29 protein-coding genes are annotated in these 26,580 nt (G+C 62.1%); 17 read left to right on the top strand and 12 right to left on the bottom strand.

What is annotated here, in order from left to right; translation table 11 throughout:
• The first annotated feature begins 58 nt into the window (after positions 1-58).
• Positions 59-589: a hypothetical protein gene (locus NKJ35_RS05745; RefSeq protein WP_352645590.1), complete on the top strand. Its 531-nt coding sequence runs from the start codon at positions 59-61 to the stop codon at positions 587-589.
• A 74-nt stretch (positions 590-663) separates the two neighbouring features.
• Positions 664-1,293 carry a MarC family protein gene (locus NKJ35_RS05740; protein WP_254817370.1) on the top strand — a complete coding sequence of 210 codons (630 nt, stop codon included), beginning with the start codon at positions 664-666 and terminating at the stop codon, positions 1,291-1,293.
• An 8-nt stretch (positions 1,294-1,301) separates the two neighbouring features.
• On the opposite strand, the gene NKJ35_RS05735 is transcribed toward NKJ35_RS05740, so the two are convergent.
• Both NKJ35_RS05735 and NKJ35_RS05730 read right to left on the bottom strand, forming a co-directional pair.
• The gene (locus NKJ35_RS05735; protein ID WP_254817371.1) at positions 1,302-1,727 is read right to left on the bottom strand and encodes an OsmC family protein; all 426 of its coding nucleotides are present in this window, start codon (positions 1,725-1,727) and stop codon (positions 1,302-1,304) included.
• A gap of 123 nt (positions 1,728-1,850) precedes the next feature.
• On the bottom strand, positions 1,851-2,363 hold the full coding sequence (locus NKJ35_RS05730) for a single-stranded DNA-binding protein (protein WP_023674867.1): 513 nt from the start codon (positions 2,361-2,363) through the stop codon (positions 1,851-1,853).
• Between the two features lie 212 nt (positions 2,364-2,575).
• Between NKJ35_RS05730 and NKJ35_RS05725 the strand changes: the two genes are divergently transcribed.
• The 9 genes from NKJ35_RS05725 to NKJ35_RS05685 all read left to right on the top strand — a co-directional run bounded on the left by NKJ35_RS05725 (position 2,576) and on the right by NKJ35_RS05685 (position 10,249).
• Entirely contained in the window at positions 2,576-2,965 is a 390-nt protein-coding gene (locus NKJ35_RS05725) for a cupin domain-containing protein (protein ID WP_352645588.1), read from the top strand.
• 80 nt (positions 2,966-3,045) lie between these two features.
• Positions 3,046-3,360, top strand: a complete 315-nt coding sequence (locus NKJ35_RS05720) for an ArsR/SmtB family transcription factor (protein WP_254817372.1) — start codon at positions 3,046-3,048, stop codon at positions 3,358-3,360.
• Positions 3,357-3,881: an SRPBCC family protein gene (locus NKJ35_RS05715; RefSeq protein WP_352645586.1), complete on the top strand. Its 525-nt coding sequence runs from the start codon at positions 3,357-3,359 to the stop codon at positions 3,879-3,881. Before NKJ35_RS05720 ends, NKJ35_RS05715 begins: the two co-directional genes overlap by 4 nt.
• Positions 3,882-3,906: 25 nt before the next feature.
• The gene (locus tag NKJ35_RS05710) at positions 3,907-4,512 is read left to right on the top strand and encodes an ATP-dependent Clp protease proteolytic subunit (protein WP_254817374.1); all 606 of its coding nucleotides are present in this window, start codon (positions 3,907-3,909) and stop codon (positions 4,510-4,512) included.
• A gap of 98 nt (positions 4,513-4,610) precedes the next feature.
• A complete protein-coding gene (locus NKJ35_RS05705; protein ID WP_352645843.1) occupies positions 4,611-4,907 on the top strand; it encodes a hypothetical protein in 297 nt (98 codons plus the stop codon).
• A 708-nt stretch (positions 4,908-5,615) separates the two neighbouring features.
• Positions 5,616-8,537 (top strand): excinuclease ABC subunit UvrA, encoded by a 2,922-nt coding sequence (gene uvrA, locus NKJ35_RS05700; RefSeq protein WP_352645584.1) that lies wholly within the window; start codon positions 5,616-5,618, stop codon positions 8,535-8,537.
• Positions 8,537-8,947 (top strand): DUF302 domain-containing protein, encoded by a 411-nt coding sequence (locus NKJ35_RS05695; protein WP_352645582.1) that lies wholly within the window; start codon positions 8,537-8,539, stop codon positions 8,945-8,947. Before uvrA ends, NKJ35_RS05695 begins: the two co-directional genes overlap by 1 nt.
• Entirely contained in the window at positions 8,944-9,414 is a 471-nt protein-coding gene (locus NKJ35_RS05690) for a GNAT family N-acetyltransferase (protein WP_352645580.1), read from the top strand. The genes NKJ35_RS05695 and NKJ35_RS05690 overlap by 4 nt, the downstream gene beginning before the upstream one ends.
• A 28-nt stretch (positions 9,415-9,442) precedes the next feature.
• Entirely contained in the window at positions 9,443-10,249 is an 807-nt protein-coding gene (locus NKJ35_RS05685) for a DUF72 domain-containing protein (protein WP_352478977.1), read from the top strand.
• Between the two features lie 45 nt (positions 10,250-10,294).
• Here the strand turns inward: NKJ35_RS05685 and NKJ35_RS05680 are convergent, their stop codons facing one another.
• From NKJ35_RS05680 to urtA, 6 genes are all read right to left on the bottom strand, one after another.
• On the bottom strand, positions 10,295-10,495 hold the full coding sequence (locus NKJ35_RS05680) for a hypothetical protein (protein ID WP_352507871.1): 201 nt from the start codon (positions 10,493-10,495) through the stop codon (positions 10,295-10,297).
• A gap of 216 nt (positions 10,496-10,711) precedes the next feature.
• Entirely contained in the window at positions 10,712-11,407 is a 696-nt protein-coding gene (urtE, locus tag NKJ35_RS05675; protein ID WP_352645577.1) for an urea ABC transporter ATP-binding subunit UrtE, read from the bottom strand.
• Positions 11,408-11,477: 70 nt separating this feature from the next.
• Positions 11,478-12,224 (bottom strand): urea ABC transporter ATP-binding protein UrtD, encoded by a 747-nt coding sequence (urtD, locus tag NKJ35_RS05670; protein WP_352645575.1) that lies wholly within the window; start codon positions 12,222-12,224, stop codon positions 11,478-11,480.
• A gap of 7 nt (positions 12,225-12,231) precedes the next feature.
• Positions 12,232-13,464, bottom strand: a complete 1,233-nt coding sequence (gene urtC, locus NKJ35_RS05665; RefSeq protein ID WP_352645573.1) for an urea ABC transporter permease subunit UrtC — start codon at positions 13,462-13,464, stop codon at positions 12,232-12,234.
• Positions 13,461-15,077, bottom strand: a complete 1,617-nt coding sequence (gene urtB, locus NKJ35_RS05660; protein ID WP_352645571.1) for an urea ABC transporter permease subunit UrtB — start codon at positions 15,075-15,077, stop codon at positions 13,461-13,463. The genes urtC and urtB overlap by 4 nt, the downstream gene beginning before the upstream one ends.
• 101 nt (positions 15,078-15,178) lie before the next feature.
• Complete coding sequence (gene urtA, locus NKJ35_RS05655; RefSeq protein ID WP_502904618.1) at positions 15,179-16,459, bottom strand: urea ABC transporter substrate-binding protein; 1,281 nt, start codon at positions 16,457-16,459, stop codon at positions 15,179-15,181.
• Positions 16,460-16,790: 331 nt separating this feature from the next.
• Between urtA and NKJ35_RS05650 the strand changes: the two genes are divergently transcribed.
• Positions 16,791-17,186 (top strand): hypothetical protein, encoded by a 396-nt coding sequence (locus tag NKJ35_RS05650; protein ID WP_023674851.1) that lies wholly within the window; start codon positions 16,791-16,793, stop codon positions 17,184-17,186.
• 49 nt (positions 17,187-17,235) lie between these two features.
• On the opposite strand, the gene NKJ35_RS05645 is transcribed toward NKJ35_RS05650, so the two are convergent.
• Both NKJ35_RS05645 and cckA read right to left on the bottom strand, forming a co-directional pair.
• On the bottom strand, positions 17,236-17,946 hold the full coding sequence (locus NKJ35_RS05645) for a purine-nucleoside phosphorylase (RefSeq protein WP_352645567.1): 711 nt from the start codon (positions 17,944-17,946) through the stop codon (positions 17,236-17,238).
• An 83-nt stretch (positions 17,947-18,029) separates the two neighbouring features.
• On the bottom strand, positions 18,030-20,603 hold the full coding sequence (gene cckA, locus NKJ35_RS05640; protein ID WP_352645565.1) for a cell cycle histidine kinase CckA: 2,574 nt from the start codon (positions 20,601-20,603) through the stop codon (positions 18,030-18,032).
• A gap of 190 nt (positions 20,604-20,793) precedes the next feature.
• On the opposite strand from cckA, the gene NKJ35_RS05635 reads away from it, so the two are divergent.
• On the top strand, positions 20,794-21,552 hold the full coding sequence (locus NKJ35_RS05635; RefSeq protein WP_352645563.1) for a hypothetical protein: 759 nt from the start codon (positions 20,794-20,796) through the stop codon (positions 21,550-21,552).
• Between the two features lie 82 nt (positions 21,553-21,634).
• On the opposite strand, the gene dksA is transcribed toward NKJ35_RS05635, so the two are convergent.
• Positions 21,635-22,051: an RNA polymerase-binding protein DksA gene (dksA, locus tag NKJ35_RS05630; protein ID WP_023674847.1), complete on the bottom strand. Its 417-nt coding sequence runs from the start codon at positions 22,049-22,051 to the stop codon at positions 21,635-21,637.
• A 262-nt stretch (positions 22,052-22,313) separates the two neighbouring features.
• On the opposite strand from dksA, the gene NKJ35_RS05625 reads away from it, so the two are divergent.
• The 4 genes from NKJ35_RS05625 to NKJ35_RS05610 all read left to right on the top strand — a co-directional run bounded on the left by NKJ35_RS05625 (position 22,314) and on the right by NKJ35_RS05610 (position 26,091).
• Positions 22,314-22,817, top strand: coding sequence for a SixA phosphatase family protein (locus NKJ35_RS05625; protein ID WP_352645562.1), 504 nt, complete (start codon positions 22,314-22,316; stop codon positions 22,815-22,817).
• 62 nt (positions 22,818-22,879) lie between these two features.
• Positions 22,880-24,358: a YcjX family GTP-binding protein gene (locus tag NKJ35_RS05620; protein WP_352645560.1), complete on the top strand. Its 1,479-nt coding sequence runs from the start codon at positions 22,880-22,882 to the stop codon at positions 24,356-24,358.
• Complete coding sequence (locus NKJ35_RS05615) at positions 24,355-25,449, top strand: YcjF family protein (RefSeq protein WP_352645558.1); 1,095 nt, start codon at positions 24,355-24,357, stop codon at positions 25,447-25,449. Before NKJ35_RS05620 ends, NKJ35_RS05615 begins: the two co-directional genes overlap by 4 nt.
• An 87-nt stretch (positions 25,450-25,536) precedes the next feature.
• A complete protein-coding gene (locus NKJ35_RS05610; protein ID WP_352645556.1) occupies positions 25,537-26,091 on the top strand; it encodes a hypothetical protein in 555 nt (184 codons plus the stop codon).
• Positions 26,092-26,153: 62 nt separating this feature from the next.
• On the opposite strand, the gene NKJ35_RS05605 is transcribed toward NKJ35_RS05610, so the two are convergent.
• Positions 26,154-26,420, bottom strand: coding sequence for a hypothetical protein (locus NKJ35_RS05605; RefSeq protein ID WP_352645554.1), 267 nt, complete (start codon positions 26,418-26,420; stop codon positions 26,154-26,156).
• Positions 26,421-26,580 lie beyond the last annotated feature (160 nt).

Here is a 26,580-nt window from a genome sequence, read left to right as displayed (position 1 = left end):
GCAGAACCCCTGTCGGCCTCTATGCTTGTCGGTCTCCTGACAAGATGAGAGCGAAGCCATGTCCAATTCCTTTGCCAAGGCCCTGCACAGCGATGGGCCCACACCGGCCCTTGCCGAGAAACTGAACCTTTACGGCCGCTTCGTCGGCGCCTGGACGTTCGACGCCACGCGCCATCTCGAAGACGGTCAGGTGCTGACCGGGCGCGGCGAGGTGCATTTCGGCTGGGTGCTTGAAGGCCGCGCGATCCAGGACGTATGGATCCTGCCAGCTCGTGACGCTGGTCCCTCCCCTTCGCTCGGCAAATGGACCTTCTATGGCACGACGTTGCGCGTCTATGACCCAGGCGTCGACGCCTGGCACATCTTCTGGAGCGACCCGCGCAACCAGTATTACAGCCGCCAGCTGGGCCGCGTCGAAGGCGACACGATCGTCCAATTAGGCGCAGACGGCACCGGCCCTTCGGTACGCTGGAGCTTTTCCCGGATCACCGGAGATTCCTTCCGCTGGCTGGGCGAGCGTTCGTTTGACGACGGCGCCACCTGGCGTCTCGAAGTCGAGTTTCTGGCGCGCCGCACCGCCAGCCCCTGATCCGTACGGTTTCCACTGGCTTCGCTTTGCTCTACCAATCCCGTTAACCGGCATTGCCGGCGGGGAGGGTCAGCATGCCGAGCTTCGACAGCCTGTTCAACGCCTTCGTCACCATACTGGTGACGATCGATCCGCCCGGCCTGGCGCCGCTCTTCCTTGCCGTGACCCGCGGCATGAACCGCGAGGAGCGCAACCAGGTCTCCGTGCGCGCCTCGATCATCGCTTTCCTGGTGATGGCATTGTTCGCAATCGCCGGCGCGTCGATCCTGTCGGTCTTCGGCATCACCCTGCCGGCCTTCCGCGTCGCCGGCGGCTTTCTGCTGTTCTTCATCGCCTTCGAAATGGTGTTCGAGCGCCGGCAGGACCGTAAGGAGAAGATCGGCGACGTCGCCATCACCAGGGACATGATCCACAACATCGCCGCCTTTCCGCTGGCGATCCCGCTGATTGCGGGTCCCGGCGCGATTTCGGCGACCGTCCTGCTCTCAAGCTCGTTTCAGGGTTTTGGCGCGCAGACAGCCCTTGTCGGCATCATCGCCATCTGCCTCGTCATCACCTACCTGGTGTTCGTGCTGTCAGAGCGCATCGACCGTATCCTCGGCCAAACCGGCCGTTCGATCCTGACACGGCTGCTCGGCGTCATCCTGGCGGCGCTCGCCATACAGTTCGTCGCCGACGGCATCAAGGCGCTGATGGCGACTTAGGATCTGCCCTACTTCGCTGTCGTTTCAATGACTTCGAAGTCGTGGGTTATCTCGGCAGTCTTGGCCATCATTGCCGAGGCCGAGCAGTATTTCTCGATCGAAAGCCCGATCGCCCGCTTCACCTTGTCGTGTGACAGCGCCCGGCCCTTGACGACAAAATGCATGTGAATGCGGGTGAACACCCTGGGATCGGCTTCTGCACGGTCGGCATCGAGTTCGACCACGCAATCTTCGACCGCCTCGCGCCCCCTTTCGAGGATATGGACCACGTCATAGGCCGAGCAGCCTCCGGTGCCGATCAGCACCAGTTCCATTGGGCTCGGCCCCGGCGTCTTGCCCTCCGGCCCGAACGCCGTGCCTAGCACCAGCTTGTGCCCACTGGCGGACTCGCCAACAAAAGTGCGCTCCTCCACCCATTTGACCCTTGCTTTCACTTGATACGTCCTTTCACCGCTCAAACGCACAACGTCCCGAAAATCCAAGACAGATTTTCGGGACGCCATTTCGTGGCCAAGGTGCTGGCGCTTGTCGCCGCAAGGGCAGTCCGCCCCGAGAAATCAGAACGGGATTTCGTCGTCCAGCTCGCGCGATGAACCACCGCCGCCGCCCTTGTTGGCGCCACCCCGATTGAAACTTTCGCCCGGGCCGGACTGGCCGAAATCGGAACCGCGGCTCGCACCGCCACCGGCATAGTTGCCGACCTGGCCGCCGCCCTCGCCCCGTGCGTCGAGCATCTGCAGCTCGCCGCGGAATTTCTGCAACACGACCTCAGTCGTATAGCGGTCATTGCCGGTCTGGTCCTGCCATTTGCGCGTCTGCAGCTGGCCCTCGACATAGACCTTCATGCCTTTCTTCAGATACTGCTCGGCCACCTTGGCGATCTGGTCGTTGAAAATCACGACATTGTGCCACTCGGTCTTTTCCTTGCGCTCTCCAGATGTCTTGTCGCGCCAGCTTTCCGACGTCGCGATGCGGATATTGACGACCGGGTCACCCGAATTCAGGCGGCGGATTTCAGGGTCCGCCCCGAGGTTGCCCACCAGAATGACCTTGTTGACGCTACCCGCCATGACACTTCTCCGCGCTCATCCGAAACCAAATTCCTTGTCGCTGCACCTTACAGGCTATGGATAATCCCTGCCTGCTGTGGCTGCCTTTTCCCACAAGGTTTTTTGTTCTCTTTTCGTTCTAGGTTAAAGGTCCTGCACTGTCAATAGATGTCAGTAACAAGTAGTGTCTTGGCGTCGAATTTTCCACGAACCATGAGATCGAGGCGAACTCAATGAAGATGGTCGAGCATGACGATCAGCCGCAAGAAGAATGGCGGACGGGAGTAAAGACCCGCATGCATGTCTCGGACTGCAACGGCGCAACTCAACTTTGCATATTTGAACAATGGGTCGAACCCGCGGTTGGCGCCCCGACACATTGGCACCCGGTCGAGGAAGTGCTTACCGTCATCGCTGGCAGGGCCGAGATGTGGATCGATGACGAGCATCTCGTCTTGACTGCCGGACAGTCGCTTGTTGTTGCCGCGCACAGGCAACATGGCTTCCGAAACGTCGGCTCCGAACTGCTTCATATCCATGCCGTGCTCGCGTCACCAGTTTTTGAGGCAACGTTTAACGGATCTCCAGACATGGTGAGACGCTGGCTTCCGACGCGTTTGTAAAATCTCGCCCGTCGTAAAAAACACCGCTTGTCTTAAAACGCGACTTGCCAAACCGATAAGTATCGACTTATGCTTCTGGAATGATCGAAGCAGAGATTTTTCGGGCACTGGCCGATCCAACGCGTCGCGCCGTCTATGAGCGGCTCGCCGACGGCGAGATGACGGTATCGGAACTCCGCGATGGCATGCCAGTTTCGCAGCCGGCGGTATCGCAGCATCTCGCGGTGCTGCGCGGTGCCGGCCTCGTGGTCGAACGCCGGGCCGGCCGCAATGCCTATTACCGCGTCGATCCGAAGGGGCTTGCGCCGCTGCTCGGCTGGATCGAACGCTACCGCGCGTTCTGGCCAGAGCGCATCGAAAGGCTCAAGACGGTTTTGAAGGACATGGACCAATGACCAGCCGAGGCAAAGAACGCGCGGAAATGGCGGCAGACAAGATCGAGTTCGAGTGCGAGCTGCCCGAACCGCCGGAAAAAGTGTGGCGGGCGCTGACAGTGCCGGACCTGCTCGCGGCCTGGATGATGCCAAACGACATTGAACCAAAGGTCGGCAACCGCTTTGCCTTTAAAGCGCCGGATGCGCCGATCGAGTGCGAAATCCTCGACGCGGATCCCGGACGGTTGCTGCGCTATTCCTGGCGGGAGCGGCCGGCGCCCGGCGATACGCGGGTGCCGCCCGACAGCCCGGTGGACAGCCCAATGAACGATAGCCCAGTGGACAGCATCGTCACCTTTACGCTCGACCGCACCGTTTCCGGCGGCACACATCTGCGCATCGTCCATGATGGTTTTGCTCGGGCAGCAGTGCCGGAGATCGCGATGGCAGGCGCCGGTTGCCGACTTTCGTTTGAAGCGCGTACTCCCAAGTACAAGCAGATCGCCGCAAACACCCCGCGCCTCTTTATGCGCGCGGCCTGAACGACGACAGTCAAAGGAGATAACGATGAGCGGCCTTGCCAATTTGGTGCCGATGGTGATCGAGCAATCGAGTCGCGGCGAACGTGCCTTCGATATATTTTCGCGGCTGCTGCGCGAGCGCATCGTCTTCATCAACGGGCCGATCGACGACGGCACCTCGGCGCTGGTCTGCGCCCAGCTTCTGTCGCTGGAATCCGACAATCCCGACAAGGAGGTCTCGCTCTACATCAACTCGCCGGGTGGCGTGGTGACCAGCGGTTTCGCCATCTACGATACGATGCAGTATATCAGCTGCCCGGTCTCCACCGTTTGTATGGGCTTCGCCGCCTCGATGGCCTCGTTTCTCCTGATGGCGGGCACGCCAGGGCGGCGTATCGCGCTACCCAACACCAGCATCGTGCTGCATCAGCCTCTCGGCGGTTTCCAAGGCCAAGCCTCCGATATCCAGCGCCATGCCGAGGGCATCCTTCGCACCAAGCGGCGCATGACCGATCTTTACGCCCATCATTGCGGCCGCACCTACGAAGAAGTGGAACGCACGCTCGACCGCGACTTTTTCATGACCGCCCAGGAGGCCAAGGATTGGGGACTCGTCGACCATGTTTTCGACACTCGCAAGCAGGCCGCATGAACGAGCCGGGCCGGCGGACGGAACCGAGGCGGTTGATCGCCCGCAATTTCAGCGCCATCGATCTGGTCTTGCCGCCATCACGGCACTATAGTGCGGCGATGACCGCCAGCCGTTCATCCAGCCTGTTATGCCTTGCTATCGCTACTGTGGCCGGCACCAACATGCTGGTGGACATGGCATTTGCCCAAGATAATTCGACGTCTTCGCAAAAGGGCGCCCTGCCCGGCGTGACCAGCGACTATCGCATCGCCGAGCCAGCGCCGCAGCCTGAGCCCGACGACGCGGTTCCAAGCAGCGGCAACGGCACGTTCAAGATCGGCGATACCGACGTTCGCATTTCCGGCAGCATAACCATCGATGTCGCTACCGGCGGGATCAGGCCCCCCAGCCGGTAAGTTCGCCTGGCATGCACCACAAATGTGCGCTTCAAACGAACAGCCCCGTCATTGCTTGTGCAATTGACGGGGCTTCTTGGATCTAAAATCCAAATTGCCGGGAGTGTACTGCCGGCTTTTTATTTCGGATGCTTCGCGGCGTTCAGCCGACGATCCGACTAGCAGTCTCTGATTGTTGTGGGGATCGGCAGGTCAACGTTGGCAGGTAGCGCAAAACGCCTGGCCTAGCCACTTATACCTGCCGCGGCTCCAGCGACACGTGGAGCCTCAAGGAACTGTCCGGTGGAGTCATGCCTCTGCTCTCCTTCTGTTCGTTGCGACTGTCGTCGTCGAAGCGCTCATCGCATAACCCGCGGCGTCTCGCAGGCTAGCCCCAGGCCGCGAGGCCATCGAAAGACGGCCGGCTTCGTTGACGTTTGGACTCTGCCCCCGTGACAGGTGGACGTCAACCTTGAATGGCCGATTACCGAAAAATGTGATCGCGAGACGCTTTGTGAACCCCGGGTGAACCCAGCCGCACGGGCAGCTTTTGTCAGGAGCGTGTTCGGCCTTTGTTCTTTCCGCTTGCCCGTTCGCGCGAAAGGCGGTTAAACGCTTTGGTCGAGAGTTGTGGCGTCTCTCGAAAAGGCGGCGAAATTACCTACATAGGGGATGGTCGGGAAAACCCGCCCATCCCACGAATTCCAGATTCTGAGGCGGCGACCGGCGATGGCCGACCATAAATATCTCTCCATTCGCGGGGCACGCGAACACAATCTGAAGAATGTCGATCTCGACCTGCCGCGTGACAGCCTGATCGTCATGACCGGCCTGTCGGGGTCAGGCAAGTCGTCGCTTGCCTTCGATACCATCTATGCCGAGGGCCAGCGCCGCTATGTCGAGAGCCTTTCGGCCTATGCACGACAATTCCTCGAAATGATGCAGAAGCCGGACGTCGACCAGATCGACGGCCTGTCGCCAGCCATCTCCATCGAGCAGAAGACCACCTCGAAGAATCCACGTTCGACTGTCGGCACCGTCACCGAGATCTACGATTATATGCGGCTTTTGTTCGCCCGCGTCGGTGTACCCTATTCGCCGGCCACCGGCCTGCCGATCGAGAGCCAGACGGTCTCGCAGATGGTCGACCGGGTGCTTGCAGTCGAGGAAGGCACCCGGCTGTTCATCCTGGCGCCGATGGTGCGCGGCCGCAAAGGCGAGTACCGCAAGGAACTGCTGGAGCTGCAGAAGAAGGGTTTTCAGCGCGTCAAGGTCGATGGCGTCTTCTACGAGATCGCCGACGTGCCGGCGCTGGACAAGAAGTACAAGCATGACATCGACGTTGTCGTCGACCGCATCGTCGTGCGCGGCGATCTGGCGACGCGGCTCGCCGATTCCATCGAGACCGCGCTGAAACTTGCAGACGGACTGGCGGTAGCGGAATTTGCCGACAGGCCGCTCGACGCCAGCCAGACCGGCGAGGATTCGGTCAACAAATCGAAGAACGAGACGCATGAACGCATGCTGTTCTCGGAAAAGTTCGCCTGCCCGGTATCCGGTTTCACCATTCCCGAGATCGAGCCCAGGCTATTCTCCTTCAACAATCCGTTCGGCGCCTGCCCGACCTGCGATGGGCTCGGCAGCCAACGCGCCATCGACGCCAGCCTGGTCGTGCCCGACGAGAATGTCTCGCTGCGCGCCGGCGCCGTCAGCCCTTGGGCGAAATCGACGTCGCCCTATTATGCGCAAACGCTGGAAGCGCTGGGCGTTGCCTACGGCTTCAAGCTCGGCGACAAGTTCAAGGATCTGAGCGAAGAGGCAAAGCAAGCCATCCTGCACGGCACCGGCGAGCGCGAAATCACCTTCCACTACGATGACGGCCTGCGCTCCTACAAGACGACCAAGACCTTCGAGGGCGTCATCCCCAACCTCGAGCGCCGCTGGAAGGAAACCGAATCCGCCTGGATGCGCGAGGAGATCGAGCGCTTCATGTCGGCCACGCCCTGCCCGGCCTGCCGCGGCTATCGGCTGAAGCCCGAGGCGCTCGCGGTCAAGATCGCCGGCAAGCACATTGGCGAGGTCACCGAGCTGTCGATCCGCAAGGCCGACCAGTGGTTCACCGATCTGCCCGCTTCGCTCAACGACAAGCAGAACGAGATTGCGGTGCGCGTGCTCAAGGAAATCCGCGAGCGGCTGCGCTTCCTCAACGATGTCGGGCTCGATTATCTGACGCTGTCGCGCAACTCCGGCACGCTGTCAGGCGGCGAGAGCCAGCGCATCCGTCTTGCCTCGCAGATCGGCTCCGGCCTGACCGGCGTACTTTACGTGCTGGACGAGCCGTCGATCGGTCTGCACCAGCGCGACAATGCCCGCCTGCTCGATACGCTGAAGCATCTGCGCGACATCGGCAACACAGTGATTGTCGTCGAGCATGACGAGGACGCCATCCTGCACGCCGACTATGTCGTCGATATCGGCCCGGCCGCCGGCATTCATGGCGGCCACATCATCGCTCAGGGCACGCCGCAGCAGATCATGGCGACGCCCGCTTCGATCACCGGCAAATATCTGTCGGGCGAGCTCGAAGTGGCGACGCCGGCAGTGCGGCGCGAGGCCAAGAAGAACCGCCGGCTGAAGGTCGTCGGCGCGCGCGGCAACAATCTGAAGAACGTCACCGCCGAAATCCCGCTCGGCACGTTTACCGCCGTCACCGGCGTGTCCGGCGGCGGCAAGTCGACCTTCCTGATCGAGACCCTGTTCAAGGCGGCGTCGCGCCGCATCATGGGCTCGCGCGAGCATCCGGCCGAGCACGACCGCATCGAGGGGCTGGAATTCCTCGACAAGGTCATCGACATCGACCAGTCGCCGATCGGGCGCACCCCGCGCTCCAACCCCGCCACCTATACCGGCGCCTTCACGCCGATCCGCGACTGGTTCGCCGGCTTGCCGGAGGCCAAGGCGCGCGGCTACCAGCCGGGCCGCTTCTCGTTCAACGTCAAGGGCGGCCGCTGCGAGGCCTGCCAGGGCGACGGCGTCATCAAAATCGAGATGCACTTCCTGCCCGACGTCTACGTCACCTGCGACGTCTGCCACGGCAAGCGTTACAACCGCGAAACACTGGACGTCCTTTTCAAGGGCAAGTCGATCGCCGACGTTCTCGACATGACGGTCGAGGAAGGCGTCGATTTCTTCGCCGCCGTGCCAGGCGTGCGCGACAAGCTGGAGACGCTGAAACGGGTCGGCCTCGGCTACATCCATGTTGGCCAGCAGGCAACGACCTTGTCGGGCGGCGAGGCGCAGCGCATCAAGCTTGCCAAGGAACTGTCGCGCAAGGCGACTGGCAAGACGCTCTACATTCTCGATGAGCCAACCACCGGCCTGCATTTCCACGACGTCGCCAAGTTGCTTGAAGTGCTGCACGAGCTGGTCGACCAGGGCAACACGGTCGTCGTCATCGAGCACAATCTAGAGGTGATCAAGACCGCTGACTGGGTTCTCGATCTTGGCCCCGAAGGTGGTGACGGCGGCGGCGAGCTGGTGGCGTCCGGCACGCCGGAGGACATCGTCCGCGAAAAACGCAGCTATACCGGGCAGTTCCTGAGGGAATTGCTGGAGCGGCGCCCCGGAGGCAAGCGCGAAGCGGCGGAGTGATGGCAAAGAACGGTCTCATCACGGTCCAAAGCCGCTTCGGCGTGACCGAAACCATCGATCGCCTGGTCGAAACTGTCGAACGTGCAGGATTGCTGGTCTTCGCCCGCATTGATCACGCCGCTGGTGCGCGCAGCGTCGAAACATCACTGCGTCCAACCCAGCTCCTGATTTTCGGCAATCCGAAAGGCGGTACGCCACTGATGCAGGACCGGCAGCTTGCCGGCATCGATCTGCCGGTCAAGGCACTGGCTTGGGAGGACGAGCAAGGCGAGGTCTGGCTCTCCTACAATGACGCGCACTGGCTCGCTGAGCGCCACGGCTTGGGCGACGCCAGTCGCAATGCCGTCGCTGCGATCGCCGACGGCATGGACAAGGTGATTGCGGCCGCTGCCGGCGCGGGCCAGTTTTGATGATGAGAGCCGCTCGGGCCGATGATCTCCCCACGGTGATTTCGCTCACCACCGACGCCTACGCGCCCTACACTGCCCTGTTCGGAGCGCCGCCGATCCCAGTCACCGAGGACTATGCGCCGCGCATCCAACGCGGCGAGGTCTGGCTTTTGGAGCAGAACGGACAGCCGGCCGGCTTGATCGTTCTCGAACGACATGCGGACCATACAATGATCTTCAGCGTTGCCGTTGCGCCAGCCTTTCAGGGCAAGGGTTTCGGCATCGGGCTGCTCGACTGGGCCGAGCAACAGACGCGCTTGTGGAGCTTGCCTGAGATCCGACTCTACACCAATGCCAGAATGGAACGGAACGTTTCGTTGTATAAGGCCTACGGCTTTCGCGAAACGGGTCGCCGGCCCAATCCATATCGGCCAGGATGGACGGTCGTCGACATGGCGAAAGCCGTCGAGACGACCGCCATCGCGTGATCCTTTTCTGCAAACCGGGAGGACGACCATGACTCAATCAGGAACAATCCGCGCCGGCATGGGCGGCTGGACCTTCGAGCCGTGGGACACGTCCTTCTACCCGGACAAATTGTCGAAGGCCAAGCAACTGCATTATGCCAGCCGGCAGGTGCCCACTATAGAGGTCAACGGCACCTATTATTCGAGCTTCAAGGAGCCGACCTTCGTCAAATGGGCCAACGAGGCGCCGGATGGTTTCGTCTATTCGCTGAAGGGCAACCGCTTCGTCACCAACCGCCGCGTGCTCGGCGAGGCCGGGGAATCGATCATGCGCTTCCTCGGGTCGGGCGTCGCGGCACTTGGCGACAAGCTCGGGCCGATCCTGTGGCAGTTCGCGCCGACCAAGAAATTCGACCCGGACGATTTCGAGGCCTTCCTCAAGCTGTTGCCGGAAAAGCAGGACGGCGTTGCGCTGCGCCACGCGGTCGAGGTGCGTAACGACAGCTTCGTCGTGCCGGAGTTCGCCGCCTTGGCGCGAAAGCACAAGGCCGCCATCGTCTATGCCGACCACGCCAAATATCCTGGGATTGCCGACGTTACCGGCGATTTCATCTATGCGCGGCTGCAGACCGGCAGCGACGACAATCCCGATTGCTACACGCCAAAGGCGCTCGACGAATGGGCGGCGCGCGCAAAAACCTGGGCGGAAGGCAAGGTGCCGGCCGACCTGTCGCGTGCCGATCCTTCAACCGACGCGCCGGTCAAGCCACGCGATGTGTTCGTCTACTTCATCACAGAGGGCAAGGTCCGCGCTCCATTCGGCGCCATCGCGCTGATGAAGCGGGTCGCAGGCTGACGCCCCGCTGTCGGTGGTCCGCGTGGCTTGGTCCTAAACTACCGGCTATGCGGCGCGTTCGTCCGGACGCCGATCAACCCTGACGATCTCGTTAAAGGCATCGAGATCGACATAGAAGACCTTGGTGATCTCCGCGATGAGTTCGTCGTGGTCATACCCCTGCGATTTCAGAATGTTGATGGCTGTCAGGATGTCGACGCGCTCCGTGAGCCGTCGTTTCTGGTAGTCCTCGACATAGCACTCCATTGACTGGCCCTGGCTCCCAAGCACCCGAAATGTTGGACGACAACAGATCGCTCGAAGGGAAGGGCTTGCGCGCAAGCGTGCCGACGCATCCGCGCCTTCCCCTGATCTGCCAAGTTGAAACTGGTACGGAAAGCGGCCGACTCACCAAGGCCAAGCAAAATCTAGCACGCAATCTGCAGCGCGCCAGAGTTGCAAAGTAATAGAATCAATAAGAATTCAGACGGTCAGGAATTTGCGGACGTCCGCCCGGTCGAGATCCTCGGCCGAGCCGGTATGAACGATCTGGCCACGGTCCATGATGTTGACCTCGTCGGCCAATTCCCGGCAGAAGTCGAGATACTGTTCGACCAGGAGCACGGCGATGCCGGCCTGGTCGCGCAGATAGCGGATGGCGCGGCCGATATCCTTGATGATCGACGGCTGGATGCCTTCGGTCGGCTCGTCGAGCACCAGCAGTTTAGGCCGCATCACCAGTGCCCTACCGATGGCAAGCTGCTGCTGCTGGCCGCCGGAAAGATCACCGCCTCGGCGCGCGAGCATCTGCTTCAGCACCGGAAACAATTCGAAGACGTGACCGGGAATGTTGCGGTCGGCGCGCTTCAGCGGCGCGAAGCCAGATTCGAGGTTTTCCCGCACCGTAAGCAGCGGAAATATCTCCCTGCCCTGCGGCACGAATGCGATGCCCGACCGGGCGCGATCATACGCCGCGCTCCGGTCGAGCGCCTTCCCCTCGAAGGCAACGCTTCCGCTCGTCAGCCGATGATGGCCGACGATCGATCTCATCAAACTGGTCTTGCCGACGCCGTTGCGACCGAGCACGCAGGTGATCTTGCCGGCGCGGGCTGTCAGCGAGACACCGCGCAGCGCCTGAGCGGCGCCGTAATGCAGCGTGGCATTGGAGACTTCGAGCATGGTCAGCGCTTTCTCCAACGCGTGAAGAACGAAAGGTCGAAATGATGGAACGGAACGCGCCAGACCATGATCATCTCCCCAGGTAGACTTCGACGACGCGCTCGTCGGCCGAAACGAAGTCGAGGCTGCCCTCGGAAAGCACCGAGCCTTCGTGCAGGCAGGTAACCTTGACGCCGAGCTCGCGCACGAAATGCATGTCGTGCTCGACGACGATGACCGAATGGTCGCGCGCGATATCCCTGAGCAGCCGCGCGGTTTCTTCGGTCTCGGCGTCGGTCATGCCGGCAACCGGTTCGTCGACCAGCAGCAGCAGCGGATCCTGCGCCAGAAGCATGCCGATCTCGAGCCATTGCTTTTGGCCGTGACTCAGATTGGCGGCGAGTTCGTCGCGCTTGTCGCCAAGCCGGATGATGCCGAGGATGTCGTCGATCTGCCGCACTTCCGCGGCCGAGCGACGATGGAACAGTGCCGGGAAGATCGAGCGCGGGCCATTCAGCGCCAGCATCAGATTGTCCTCGATCGTGTGGCTTTCGAAGACGGTCGGCTTCTGGAATTTACGGCCGATGCCCATCATGGCGATTTCGGCCTCGTCGTGTTTGGTCAGGTCGATCTCACCGTTGAAGAAAACCTCGCCCGCATCGGGCCGCGTCTTGCCGGTGACGATGTCCATCATCGTCGTCTTTCCGGCGCCGTTGGGGCCGATGATCGCCCGCATCTCGCCTTTGTCGAGCACCAGCGAAAGGTTGTTGATGGCGCGAAAGCCGTCAAAGGAAACCGAAACGCCGTCGAGATAGAGGATGGTGTTGCTCTTCGACATCAGACCATCACTCCGCCAGCTGCGGTTCGGCGCTGGAGGCCGACCAGTCGCCCGGCCTTCTCGCCGCCGAACGGTCGGTTTTCGGCGGCACCGGCGCATCGGGATCGATCCCGGCTTCCTCGGCAACCGAGGCCGCCCGCAACGCCTTGGCGTTGCCGCGCCAGGAATCCCACATGCCGATGATGCCCTTGGGCAGGAACAGCGTGACGGCGACAAACAGTCCGCCCAGCGCGAACAACCAGAATTCAGGCAGCACGCCGGTGAACCAGGATTTACCGGCATTGACCAAAAGCGCGCCGATGATCGGCCCGACGATGGTGCCGCGCCCGCCGACGGCCGCCCACACCACCACCTCGATCGAATTGGACGGCTCGAATTCGCCAGGGTTGATGATGCCGACCTGCGGTACGTAAAGCGCACCGGCGATGCCGGCCATCACCGCCGACACGGTGAAGGCGAACAGTTTGACGTTCTCCGCCCGCCAGCCGAGAAAGCGCGTGCGGCTTTCGGCGTCGCGCACCGCCATCAAAAGCTTGCCGTATTTGGAACCGACGATTGCCCAGGTGACGAAGACGGCAGACGCCAGCATGACGGCGCTAGCCGCGAACAGCGCCGAGCGTGTCATGTCGGCCTGCACGTTGAAGCCTAGAATATCCTTGAAGTCGGTCAGGCCGTTATTGCCGCCGAAACCCATGTCGTTTCGGAAAAAGGCAAGCAGCAGCGCATAGGTCATCGCTTGGGTGATGATCGACAGATAGACGCCGGTGACGCGACTGCGGAAGGCAAACCAGCCGAAGACGAAGGCGAGCAGGCCGGGTACTGCAAGCACCATGATTGCGGCAAACCAGAAATGGTCGAAACCGTACCAGAACCACGGCAGTTCCTTGTAGTTCAGGAACACCATGAAGTCCGGCAGCAGCGGATTGCCGTAGACGCCGCGCGAGCCGATCTGGCGCATCAGATACATGCCCATCGCATAGCCGCCGAGTGCGAAGAAGGCGCCGTGGCCGAGCGAGAGGATGCCGCAATAGCCCCAGACGAGATCGAGGGCCAAGGCGAGCAGCGCATAGCAGAGATATTTGCCGGTGAGCGCGACGATATAGGACGGCATGTAAAACGCACTTGTCGGCGAGACCGCAAGATTGAGCAGCGGCACGACGATTGCAACCGCCAGCAGGATGAAGATGATGATGGCGACGCGGCGGTCGGCGCCGGCGGCAAAGAAGCGTCCCGTGATCATGCTTCCACCGACCTGCCCTTGAGCGCGAACAGACCGCGCGGGCGTTTCTGGATGAACAGGATGATCAGCACCAGGACGACGATCTTGCCGAGCACCGCTCCGGCATAGGGTTCGAGGAATTTGTTGACAATGCCGAGCGAGAAGGCGCCGACCAGCGTGCCCCAGAGATTGCCGACGCCGCCGAAGACGACGACCATGAAGCTGTCGATGATGTAGCCGCGGCCGAGATTGGGCGAGACATTGTCGATCTGGCTGAGCGCGACACCGGCGATGCCGGCAATGCCGGACCCCAATGCAAAGGTCAGGGCATCGACCCACGGCGTCCTGATGCCCATAGAGGCGGCCATCCGGCGATTGGCGGTGACGGCACGCATCTGCAGCCCCCAGGGCGTGCGTTTCATCACGTAAAGCAACACCGCGAAGACGCCGAGCGCAAAAGCCAGGATCCAGAGCCGGTTCCAGGTGACCGAAAGCTGGCCGATCGCGAACGAACCTGACATCCAGGATGGGTTGCCGACCTCCTGGTTGGTCGGCCCGAAGATGGTGCGCACGGCCTGCTGCAGGATCAGCGAGACACCCCATGTCGCCAGCAGGGTCTCCAGCGGCCGGCCATAGAGGAAGCGGATCAGCCCGCGCTCGATGACAAGGCCGACGAGCGCCGCCACCAGGAAGGCGAGCGGCAGGGCGATGACCAGCGACCAGTCGAACAGGCCGGGAAAGGAATCGCGGATAACCTCCTGCACGACGAAGGTCGTGTAGGCGCCGAGCATGACCATCTCGCCATGCGCCATGTTGATGACGCCCATGACGCCGAAAGTGATGGCAAGGCCGATCGCCGCCAGCAGCAGCACCGACCCTAGCGATATGCCGTACCAGATGTTCTGGCCGGCATCCCACAGCGCCAGCGTCGAATTGATATTGGATATCGCCGCAGTCGCCCCGTCCTTCACAGCACCTTCGGAACTGGCCTCCACCGACGTGAGCAGCGACACCGCATCCCGATCGCCGCGCGCACCGATGAGCGCTATCGCCGCCAGTTTGTCGGCCTCCGGCCTGTCGGAAACGAGAACCGATGCGGCACGGGCCTGTTCGAGCAGCGCCTTGACGCTTGCCGCGCTCTCATTGGCGATCGCGGTGTCGAGCGGCTCGATGTTTGCCGCGTCCGGCGTCTTGAACATGGTGTCGGCGGCGGCAATGCGCACCGCCGGATCCTTAGAGCCCAGCGTCAGCGTGCCCAGCGCGTCGCGGATGACGCGGCGCAGCGTGTTGTTGACCTTGATCTTGGTGATGTCGGCCTTGGCTGCTTCGCCAGACTTTTCACCGGTGAGCACATCGAGCAGTTCGATGCTGTCGCCGCTCTCCTTGCCGACAAAGACTACTGAATCGGCCTTGCGGACGTAAAGGCTGCCCTCCGCAAGCGCGGCAAGCGGCCGTTCGACGGCTGTGTCGCCAGTTGCCGCAAGCTCGCGCACGATGGCTTCGATCGCTGAAAAATTGGAGGCGGTGGCGAGTTTGGCGACGACCGCGCGCAGATCGGATTCGCTGGCGTTCGACGGCAGCAGCATTCCCAGAAGGAGGAGCAGCATCAAGCCAATCGCGCGGATCAGGATCATCGGTTTCTGGTGGCTCTTGGAGGTTGAATGTCGCCTCCGGGCAGGCTGGAGGACGAGCCCGCCCGGAGGCTTTTGCGGTCTGGGAGGACAGACCGGGAGGATCAGTTGGTTCCCTTGCCGCCGCATTTGCCTGTGGCGACATTGAAGTTGCCGCAGGACAGAGGCGCGCGCCAATCGGAGATCAGGTCCTTGGAGTCAGGCAGGTAGTCGGACCACTCGTCGCCCATCACCAGGCCCGGCGTCTCCGAGACGGTTTCGAACTGGCCGTCGGCTTGGATTTCGCCGATCAGCACCGGCTTGGTGATGTGATGGTTCGGCATCATGGTCGAATAACCGCCGGTCAGGTTCGGCACCGAGACGCCGACCATGGCGTCGATGACCTTGTCCGGATCGGTGGTGCCGGCCTTCTCGACCGCCTTCACCCACATGTTGAAGCCGATATAGTGGGCTTCCATCGGATCGTTGGTGGTGCGCTTGTCGTTCTTGATGAACTTGTGCCAGTCGGCGATGAACTTCGCGTTCTCGGGCGTATCGACGCTTTCGAAATAGTTCCAGGCGGCGAGATGGCCGACCAGCGGCGCAGTGTCCAGACCGGCAAGCTCTTCCTCGCCGACCGAGAAGGCCATGACCGGGATGTCCTCGGCCTTGATGCCCTGGTTGCCGAGCTCCTTGTAGAACGGCACGTTGGCGTCGCCATTGACGGTCGAGACGACGGCGGTCTTCTTGCCGGCCGAGCCGAACTTCTTGATCGCCGAAACTTCGGTCTGCCAGTCGGAGAAGCCGAACGGCGTGTAGTTGACCATGATGTCTTCGGCGGCAACGCCCTTCGCCTTCAGATAGGCCTCGAGGATCTTGTTGGTGGTGCGTGGGTAGACGTAGTCGGTGCCTTCGAGCACCCAGCGCTTCACCGAACCGCCATCCTCGCTCATCAGATAGTCGACGGCCGGAATGGCCTGCTGGTTCGGCGCCGCACCGGTGTAGAACACGTTGCGCTCGCTTTCCTCACCCTCATACTGGACCGGGTAGAACAGGATGTTGTCGAGCTCGCTGAACACCGGCAGCACCGATTTGCGCGACACCGAGGTCCAGCAGCCGAACACCGCGGCGACCTTGTCCTTCGAGATCAGCTCGCGCGCCTTTTCGGCGAACAGCGGCCAGTTGGAAGCCGGATCGACGACCACCGCCTCGAGCTTCTTGCCGAGCAGGCCGCCCTTGGCATTCTGCTCTTCGATGAGCATCAGCATGGCGTCCTTCAGCGTTGTCTCCGAGATCGCCATGGTTCCCGACAGCGAATGGAGGATGCCGACCTTGATGGTGTCGTCGGCCGCCTTGGCGGGAACGCTCATCAGCAGGCTGGCGGTGACCACGCCGGCCGAAAACATTTTTGCTATTGTCGAGAAACTGCCCCTCATACTTTTAAACTCCCAAGCTGGTTAACTGCATCGGAACAGACCATGCAACGGCTGTGCCAATCACCGGAGCAAGGTCGGAGGATTTGAGATTTCCCAGCTCTGTCAGTCGGTTAATGTATTAGCTGCAGGAGATGAACCTCGCCTGCTATGTTCGAAACGAGAAAGGATCACCCATATCAGCCTAAGTTTTGCTCACATATAGGCCAATGCCTGAATTTTGAGCAGCATCATATGAGTGCTGGCGAGGATTGCAGCGCCGCGGCGAAATGGGCAAGTTTGAACCCCTTTAACGAGCGATCAAATGGCTTTCAGAGCTTCTTGCATTTTCACCGCCATGCTTCTGCTGGCGGCGACGACCGTAGCGCGCGCCGGCTTCAGCGACGGGAAGCTGCCGGACGGCTCCTATCATTGCGAAGTCTACCTGCTTGGCATGTTCCTCAGCCTCGGCGACATCACCATCAAGGGAAACGTCTATAGCGGTCCTGTGAGCTTCGGCATCGCGCCGCAGAGCTACAATTACCAGATGGATGCAGACGGCGTGATCACCTGGCTAGGTCCGCTGGGTGGCTATACCAGTGGCGGCAACTCGATCTCGCTTACGCAGGCGACGCTGGAAAGCGGAACCACCCCGTCCTTCGACATCATCATGAAGCAGCCAGACGGCGCCTTTACCGCCTCGACCTGCACGAAGCGTTGAAAAAAGTACGGAACCTGGCGAGGTTCCGTACTCCGAAGCACAAAGCCGCCTAGCTCTCCGCCGCCAGATCGAGCGCCAGCCGGGTCATATCGGTGAAAAGCCCCTGGCGTTCGGAATAGTCGGTCTGCTCGCCGGTTGCCACGTTGTCGACGACGGTCAGGATCGACAGCGCCCGAGCGCCGAAATCGGCCGCAATGCGGTAGAGTGCGCTGGTTTCCATGTCCACGGCGAGCGCGCCCTGTGCCTGTGCTTCGGCAAAGCGTTCGCGCCCCAGCGGATGATAGAAAATATCACTGCAAATGGTCAGCCCGGCCCGATGGTCGATGCCGAGTTCCGAAGCTCGGGCCAATGCCTGGGTCAACAATGCCGGATCGGGGCCGGCATCGGCACGATAGAGTCCAAAAACCTGGCCGCTCTCCGCATTTTCGCCACGCACCGATTGCGCGATCACCAGGCTGCGCAGCGCCATCTCGGCGGTCAGGCCACCGCAGGTACCAGTGCGGATCAGTGTTTTCGCACCATAGAAGTCCAGCAGCTCATGCACATAGACCAGGAACGAAGGGACGCCGATGCCGGTGGATTGGATGCTGACAGGTTTGCCGCGAAACAGCCCGGTAAAGCCGAGCGCGCCGCGGCGGCGGTTGACGCAGCACGGCGCTTCCAGAAAGGTTTCCGCCATCCATTCAGCGCGCTGCGGGTCGCCCGGCAGCAGCACCGTGCTTGCGTAGTCGCCTTTGCTAGCTTCGTTGTGTGGCGTCACGGCATGCTTTCCAAAACCCGTCGCCCGTTTCGCCTGCAATCATGGCAGTCTCACGACATTGCGCAAGCGGAGCGTTGGAAGGGTCAGGATTCCAGCATGTCCTTTACGATCGTGGCCAATTGCTTGAGCGAAAACGGCTTCGGCAAGAAGCCGAAATGCGCGTCGGCCGGCAAGTTCTTGGCGAACGCGTCTTCGGCATAGCCGGACACGAAGATAAACTTGATGTCGGGCTGCCGTTTGCGCAATTCGCCGAGCAGCGTCGGGCCGTCCATTTCCGGCATCACCACGTCCGACACCACGACGTCGACCTTGCCGCCGAGCGCTTCGTAGACCTCAAGCGCCTCGACGCCGGACGACGCCTCGTGGACGGTGTAGCCGCGCGATTTCAGCGCCCGCATGCCGCCCATGCGCACGGCGTCCTCGTCCTCGACCAGCAGCACCGTGGCCGAGCCCGACAGGTCCTTGGCTGAGTCGGCGATCTTGGCAGGTGCGGCCGGCGCCTCTCCAGCCTCGCCCGCCTTCCTTGCCTCCGCAATGTGCCGCGGCAGGAAGATACGGAACACGGATCCCTTGCCGACTTCGGAATCGCAGAAGATGAAGCCGCCTGTCTGCTTGATGATGCCATAGACCATGGACAGACCAAGGCCAGTTCCCTTGCCAACCTCCTTTGTCGTGAAGAAGGGCTCGAAGATCTTTTTCAGCACATCAGGCGCGATGCCGCTGCCGCTGTCCTCGACCTCGACCAGCACATAGTCGGCCGGTGTAAGTTCGCGATAGGAAAAGGTCTTGCATTCCCCGGCGCTGACGTTGCGGGTACGTACGGTGAGTTCGCCGCCGGCCGGCATCGCGTCGCGTGCATTGACCGCCAGATTGACCACCACTTGCTCGAACTGCCCGATATCGACCCTGACCGGCCACAGGTCGCGGCCATGGTCGATCTTGAGCTTGATGTCGTTGCCGACCAGCCGGGCAAGCAGCATCCTTAGATCGGCGAGCACGTCGGTCAGGTTGAGCACCTCCGGCCGCAGCGTCTGCTTGCGCGAGAAGGCCAGCAGCTGCCGCACCAGCGAGGCCGCCCGGTTGGCGTTCTGCTTGATGTTCATGATGTCCGGGAATGACGGATCGGACGGCCGGTGGTTGGTCAACAGCAGGTCCGAAGCCATGATGATGGCGGTCAGCACATTGTTGAAATCATGCGCGATGCCGCCGGCGAGTTGGCCGACCGCCTGCATTTTCTGGCTCTGCGCCATCTGGCCCTCGAGGGCCTTTTGCTCGGTGGTCTCCACGGCATAGACGATGGCCGATTCCTCGGCGCCCTCGCCGCCGGTGCCGTCAGCGACCGCATTGACGTAGAAGCGTATGTGGCGCTCCTCATTGCCGGGCAGCACCGTATCGATCGGCTCGATGTCAGCCTGTTGCTGACGTGCCTTTTCAAAGGCCGCGGCGAAAGCCGGCCGGTCGCGCTCGTGGATCACCGTATCCAGCCGCACACGCCGATCGACCGCGTCGCGATCGACGACCGAGGAAAACAGCGACAGGAACGGCGCATTGGTGCGCAGGATGCGGCCGGCATGATCGACGCCGGCTATCGCCATCGGCGTCGAGTTGAAGAACCGCGTGAAGCGTATTTCCGATGCACGGAGGTCGGCCGAAGCGTCCTCGCCTTGCGTCCGGTTGAGCACGATGGTGCGAGTCGGGCCGTTGAGCCCCTCTCGGCTGGCCGAGACACGATGCATGAAGCGCACCGGCAGCGCCTCGCCGGTCATCGTCGTCAGATCGAGGTCGATAACGGCATTGCGCGTGGTACCAGCGTCGGCCTTGACCGAACGGACCAGCGCCATGCCGTCGCCGGCGACGATCTCCGGCAGCGTGATGGCGCCGGGAGTGAAGCTGGCCAGGTCGATGCCCAGCCACTCCGCAAGGGTCGCGTTGATATAGGTGACGCGGCCTTCCTGGTCGGCCGAAAAGAAACCGGCCGGCGCGTGATCGAGGTGATCGATCGCCTTTTGCAGGTCGAGAAAGAACCGCTCCTGCTCGGCCCGTTCCTGCGAGATATCGGCAAGCTGCCAGGCAAGCATCGGCAGCCGCTGGCCTGGAACGCTGAACGCGCGGGCCCGGACGCGGTACCAGCGCGCGCCCGGTTCGGCGCCTGGCCGAATGGACTGCGCAAGCCGAAACTCGCCGTCGCCCGGCTGGCCGTCGCGCAGGCCGGACGCCAGCCGGTATATGGTCACCGAGGCCTCGGGAATGTCTGAAAGCAAACCTTCGACCGTCTTGATGTCGGCGGCCGACTCGGCACCCGTCATATCGGCATAGGTCCGGTTGGCGTAGATGATACGGCCTTTGGTGTCGGTGACCAGGAGACCTTGTGACATCGAATCGATGAAAGCTTTCGACAGTTCGTCGCTTGTCGAGCGCGGCGTGATATGCACGAAGCCGATCGCCGTGGCGAATAGAAAGCCGACACCGATCATCGCCAGCACGCCAAGCATGCCGAGCAGGAATGGATCGCCAAGTCGCTCGCGGAAAAGACCGAAGACGATCGCTGCCCCTGTCAGGACGACGATGAAAACGATGAGCCGGGTGACCGCGCCCGGTCGCGTGTTCTGGTCGACGATAGGTACCGGATAGAAATCGCCGCGCGCTTCCTTGGCCATGTGCCCCCTGCTCGTGAATTCCGGTGTCGGTTGAATCATATTCTCAGGGTCGGGAAAAGGCCCGGCGGCAGATGTCCGCTAAAAAGGCTCCCGGTTTCGAGCTGTTCACGAAGCGTGAAAGGCAACTTGCGGTGGCCTGCCGCAACAGTCTAGTGTCGCCTCTCTTCGAAAGCTGATTTTGGGGGAACCAATGCTGCAATGGCTGGATGGCGTGGCGGGTCCTGGTTATGCCGCAGCAATCCTATGGACGTTTGCAGTACTTGTCCTGCTGCTCATCATTCTTCTTATCATCAGGCTGGTCCGCAGCCTGACATTCGGAACATTCGTCGCCGGCGGCAGGAACCGCAAGACGCGGCTGGCTGTCATGGATGCCACAGCGGTCGACAGTCACCGGCGGCTGGTGCTGGTGCGCCGCGACGATATCGAGCACCTGCTCTTGATCGGTGGTCCGACCGACGTCGTCGTCGAGCGCGACATCAGGCTCTCGGCGCTGCGCCGCCCGGCATTGACCGGAGACAGCAGCCACCAGCCGGCAGCAAGGCCAGCTCAGACCACAGCCGCGCCGGCGAGGCAAGCGCCGCCGCAGCCGGCAAGCGCGGCCGCACCCCCTGTCCGAGCCCGCCAGACGGCGACGATGCCGGCAACAATGCCGGCGCCTACGCCGGCGCCGAAACCGGCATCGAACGTCACACCGTTGCCAAGTTATGGATCCGTCAATGCCAACGCCTCGCGGCATGCGCCGCAGCCGGCAAGACAGGACTCCCCGGCAAGATACGAGCCGCCGGCACAGCATGAGTCGATCGACGATGCGCTGATGAAGGAGCTGGAGGTTTCCCTCGACGAGCCACGCTTCAGCCAAACGGCGAGCAAGCCGGTGGCGAAGGTATCGCCCTCTCTCGACGACGAGATGACGAAGCTCCTCGGCGAGTTGTCCAATCAGAAAAGATAGGGCGATAGCGAACGGCCAATGAAAATGGCCGGAAAACCGGCCATTTCGAACGCTTTACCGATGCCGTGTTTTTCCCGCCGGCTCAGTCGTCGCGGTAGACCTTCTCGCGCCGCTCGTGGCGCTCCTGTGCCTCGATCGACAAGGTGGCGATCGGGCGCGCGTCGAGCCGCTTCAGCGCGATCGGCTCGCCCGTCTCCTCGCAGTAACCGTAAGTGCCTTCGTCAAGGCGCTGGAGGGCCGAATCGATCTTGGAGATGAGTTTTCGCTGGCGATCGCGGGCGCGAAGTTCGATGGCGCGGTCGGTTTCGGAGGAGGCGCGATCGGCGAGGTCAGGGTGGTTGGCGTTTTCCTGCTGCAGGATTTCGAGAGTTTCGCGCGCTTCGCGCAAGATGTCGTTCTTCCAGGTGACGAGCTTCATGCGAAAGTAGGATTTCTGCCGCTCGTTCATAAACGGCTCGTCTTCGGAGGGTACGTAATCGGCGGTAACGATGTCGTTCATTCGACTCACCCAACAAACCCCAAATTTGGCGCCTATATATTCGCGGACCGAAAACTGCACAAGCGCAATCGACGACAGTTTCACGCATTTGTTTATGTGGGACAAACCGACATTGGCGACATCATTCGCATGAACGGCACGCCCGAATTCGCGCATGATTCATTATGCTTGAGGGGGCATCGGCATTGCGCGCGAAGCGCTTCTGATGGCTAATTCCTGCGGCCGCATTTGACCGGTCGGTACCCGACATATCGGGGGTTTCGTGACCAAACTTTACCTGCTGAGGCATGCGAAGGCCGGCTGGGCGCTGCCTGGCGTGACTGACTTCGACCGCCCGCTCGATCCATCCGGCTTCGCCGACGCCGAAGCGATGGGCGTGCTGATGCGTTCCCGCAAATACGCACCGGCCCTCACCCTTTGCTCAAGCGCCAAGCGCGCCCGCCAGACGCTGGAAAGCTTGGCTGGCCATACCAACACGGGCCGGGTGCTGTTCTGTGACACCTTCTACAGCGACGATGCCGCGGCGTACCTCACTGCCATCCGGCAAAATGGCGGGCTGGATGCCTTGCTCGTCATCGGTCACAAGCCGATGATTGAGGATCTCGCCATGGCGCTGTCGGGCGACGGCAACGAGACCGCGCGGGCCATGCTGAACCACGGCTTCCCGACCTCCGCACTTGCCGTGGTCCGGTTCAACGGCGGACTTGCCGAGGCTGCGCCAGGCACCGGCTATCTCGAAGCCTTCCTGACGCCTGCGGATATCTGAGGCCATTTCAAAGCCGCGCATCAAAGCCTATATCGGAGCCTGACCGGCCCGAGAGAACAGATTTGGCATCATCGCTGACGACTTTTACCGACGAGGCCAAGATTGCCTTGGATACGTTGTCAGGCCGCGCTGCCGGGCTTTTCGCTCCGTCGCTGCGGCTTGGCGTGACCGGGCTGTCCCGCGCCGGCAAGACGGTGTTCATCTCGGCCCTTGTACACAATCTGGTCCATGGTGGACGCTTGCCGCTGTTTGAGGCACAAAAATCGGGGCGCATCGCCCGGGCTTTTCTCGAAGAGCAGCCGGACGACGCCGTACCACGCTTCCAGTACGAGGATCACATCGCGGCTCTTGTCGACGAGCGCGTCTGGCCGGATTCGACGCGTGCGATTTCCGAACTGAGGCTCACCATCGAATACGAATCGGCCTCTGGCTGGAGCCGCATGTTTTCCGCCGGCAAATTGTCGGTCGACATCGTCGATTATCCCGGCGAATGGCTGCTCGACCTGCCGCTGCTCGGCAAGTCCTACGCCGATTTTTCGCGTGAGGCCTTCGAGATGGCCGTGTTGCCGGTGCGTGTCGATCTTTCGCGGGAATGGCGGGCGCTCTCCAATCCGGTCGACCCCAACGCCGACGCCGACGAGATGACGGCGCGCCGTCTCGCCGAGAGCTTCGCGGCCTATCTCAAGGCCTGCAAGCTCGATGAGCGGGCGCTTTCGACCTTGCCGCCCGGCCGCTTTCTGATGCCCGGCCATCTTGAAGGCTCGCCCGCTCTCACCTTCGCGCCGCTGCCGAATCTGGACGGCCGGCGCTCCCGCTCGGGATCGCTGCAGGCTATGATGGAGCGGCGCTACGAGGCTTACAAGACGCATGTCGTTAAACCGTTCTTTCGCGAACACATCACGCGTCTCGACCGCCAGATCGTGCTCATCGACGCATTGCAGGCATTGAATGCCGGCCCCGGCGCGATGGCCGATCTGGAGCGCGCGGTCACCGAAATCCTGTCCTGTTTCCGGCCCGGCCGGGGCAACCTCCTGACCGACCTGTTTTCGAGGCGCATCGACCGCATATTGGTGGCCGCGACCAAGGCCGACCACCTGCACCACGAAAGCCACGACCGCCTGCAGGCCATCGTGCGGCGGCTAGCCGACCGCGCCGTGGCGCGGGCGAATTTCATCGGCGCCGACGTCGACGTCGTCGCCATGGCGGCCATGCGCGCGACCCGTGAAGGCACGGTCAAGCAGGGCCGCGAGACTTTGCCGGTCATTATCGGCACGCCATTGCGTGGCGAAAAAATCAACGGCGACACCTTTGACGGAAAGACCGAAACAGCCATATTTCCCGGTGACTTGCCGGAGAAAGTTGATGCGTTGTTCGACGTTTCCGAATCGGCCCGCCGGCAGAACAATGACGACCCCACGATCCGCTTCGTGCGCTTTCGCCCGCCGAAACTCGAGCGCACCGCCGAGGGCGTCACGCTGTCGCTGCCACATATCCGGCTCGACCGCGCGCTGCAGTTCCTGATCGGAGATCATCTCGCATGAGTGCGCCCCGCAGACCGGCGGCCTTTCGCATCGAGCCGGAGCCCCAGCAGAAGGAAGATTCGACGGCTCGCTATGCTGGGTCCGAGGCCGCGCCGGCGCGAAAGCCGCGTACCGTGAAGGCGGATCTAGCCGTGGTCACACCGGCGGAGATCGACGTCTTCGACGAGCCTGATATCGTCGCTGCCGAGCCGCCGCCGGCGATTGCGCCGAGAAAACGTTCGCTGCTTGGCAGCCTATTCTTCGGCGCGCTGGGCGTCCTGGTTTCGCTCGCCGTCGGCCTCTGGACCGACCAGCTGATTCGCGACCTGTTCGAGCGCGCCGAGTGGCTGGGCTGGCTGGCCGCCGGCATGGCCGCGATCGCCATCCTGGCGCTTCTGATCATCCTCGTGCGCGAATTCATGGCGATTGCCCGGCTTGCCGAGGTCGAAAAGTTGCAGAAGCGGGCGCTCGATGCGATTGCCCGTGACGATCCGAAGACCGCCCGAGCCGTGGTCGACGAGTTGTCGGTCTTTGTCTCGGCCAAGCCCGAAACCGCGGCCGGCAGGCGCTCGCTGGCCGAATTGCGCGGCGAGATCATTGACGGCGGCAATCTGGTGCGCCTGGCCGAGACCGAGATCCTTGGCCCGCTCGACGCCCGCGCGAAGGTGATGATCCTCGAAGCGGCAAAGCGTGTGTCCCTGGTGACCGCGGTCAGCCCGCGCGCGCTGGTCGACGTCGCCTTTGTCGTATTCGAAGCCGGCCGGCTGATTCGGCGGCTGTCGGAGCTCTATGGCGGCCGCCCGGGCACGCTTGGCTTCTTTCGCCTGGCGCGCAGCGTTCTTGCCCATCTCGCGGTCACCGGGTCGATCGCCGTCGGCGACAGTTTCGTCCAACAGATCGTCGGCCACGGCCTTGCCGCCCGGCTCTCGGCCAAGCTCGGCGAAGGCGTCGTCAACGGCATGATGACGGCGCGTATCGGCATTGCAGCGATGGAAACCGCAAGGCCCCTGCCCTTTAACGCTGTCAGGCGGCCCGGATTAGGCGATTTTCTCTCCGCGCTGACGTCCTTTGCAGCAAAGAAAGAGAAAGAAACATCCGTTTCCGGAACGTGACTATTGCCTTCGGGTGACAAAGCATTAACCAATCTTGTTCATGGTCGGAAGCGTCCAAACCAGCCTCTTTGTTGCCGGGTGTCGTCGATGAAAAGCGTTATTCTGTCCAGCGGGCTGCGCGTGGCGCTCGCGCTTGTCGCAACCGTCGGCATTGCCGGAAGGGCTACGGGGGCGGAACCGGACAAGCAGTTCTTTCGATCGGTCGAAGGCAAATGGGTCGGCCCCGGAGAAATCGTCGCCGGCAAATACAAGGGCACGAAATTCACCTGCAGCTTCACCGGCTCGACGCCTGACGGCAAAGTCGGCATGTCGCTCGACGGCGGCTGCCGGGTCGGCATGTTCACCCAGCAGATGTCGGCAACGATCGAGCACAAGGGCCGCCAGGGCTACAAGGGCAGCTTCATGGGCGGCGCCGCCGGGTCCGGCCTCGACATTATCGGTGGCAATGTCGTCGATGCGCACAAGGTGGTTTTCACCATCAATCGCAATCAGTTGCGCGGCGTTATGCAGGCGCTTGTCCCAGACGACAATTCGATGACGGTGACCGTTGCTGTGCGCGTCGACCAGCAACTGGTCCCGGTCATCGGCATGAAGTTGAAGCGGGTCGATGAGGTAGAAGTTGGCTCCATCGCTCCGAACTGAGCCTCCGGCATGAAAAAGGCGGCAGCCAAATGGTGCCGCCCTCTTTGACATGCAATGGGCGCTCAGCCTTTGATCGCCGCAGTCAGCTCGTCATAGGCCTTGCAGGCGTCAGCCGCTGTTGTGCCACCCGGAGACTTGGTTGTGACCGCTTGGACCTTGGCTGTGAGATCGGCTGCCTTGGCCGGATCCTTGGTAATCGCAGCCTGAAGCGCTGCAGTCATGTCCTGAGCCTTCTTGGTCAGCATCTCGGTCGTGCACTCCGGTGCCTTGGAACAGGCGGAGCCGGCAAGTGCCGCGATACCAACGGCAACCAGCAAAAACGTCTTCATGTCAGTCATCTCCTCAAAAAGGGCCGCGACTTGATCGTCGCTCACCCTCCACTGGCCGAAGCCGGGCGTCCTTAGCGCCGGATCGCTGGAACAAGCAACGCCCGGAGGCCCATTATCCTGTGCAGTGCGCCTGCAATATCGCTTCCACGACGCACCGGAT

Origin of the sequence: Mesorhizobium sp. M0136, from assembly GCF_040322515.1 — a bacterium.
In the GTDB taxonomy this organism is placed as follows: Bacteria; Pseudomonadota; Alphaproteobacteria; order Rhizobiales; family Rhizobiaceae; genus Mesorhizobium.
This window is presented reverse-complemented; position numbering and strand designations above follow the sequence as displayed.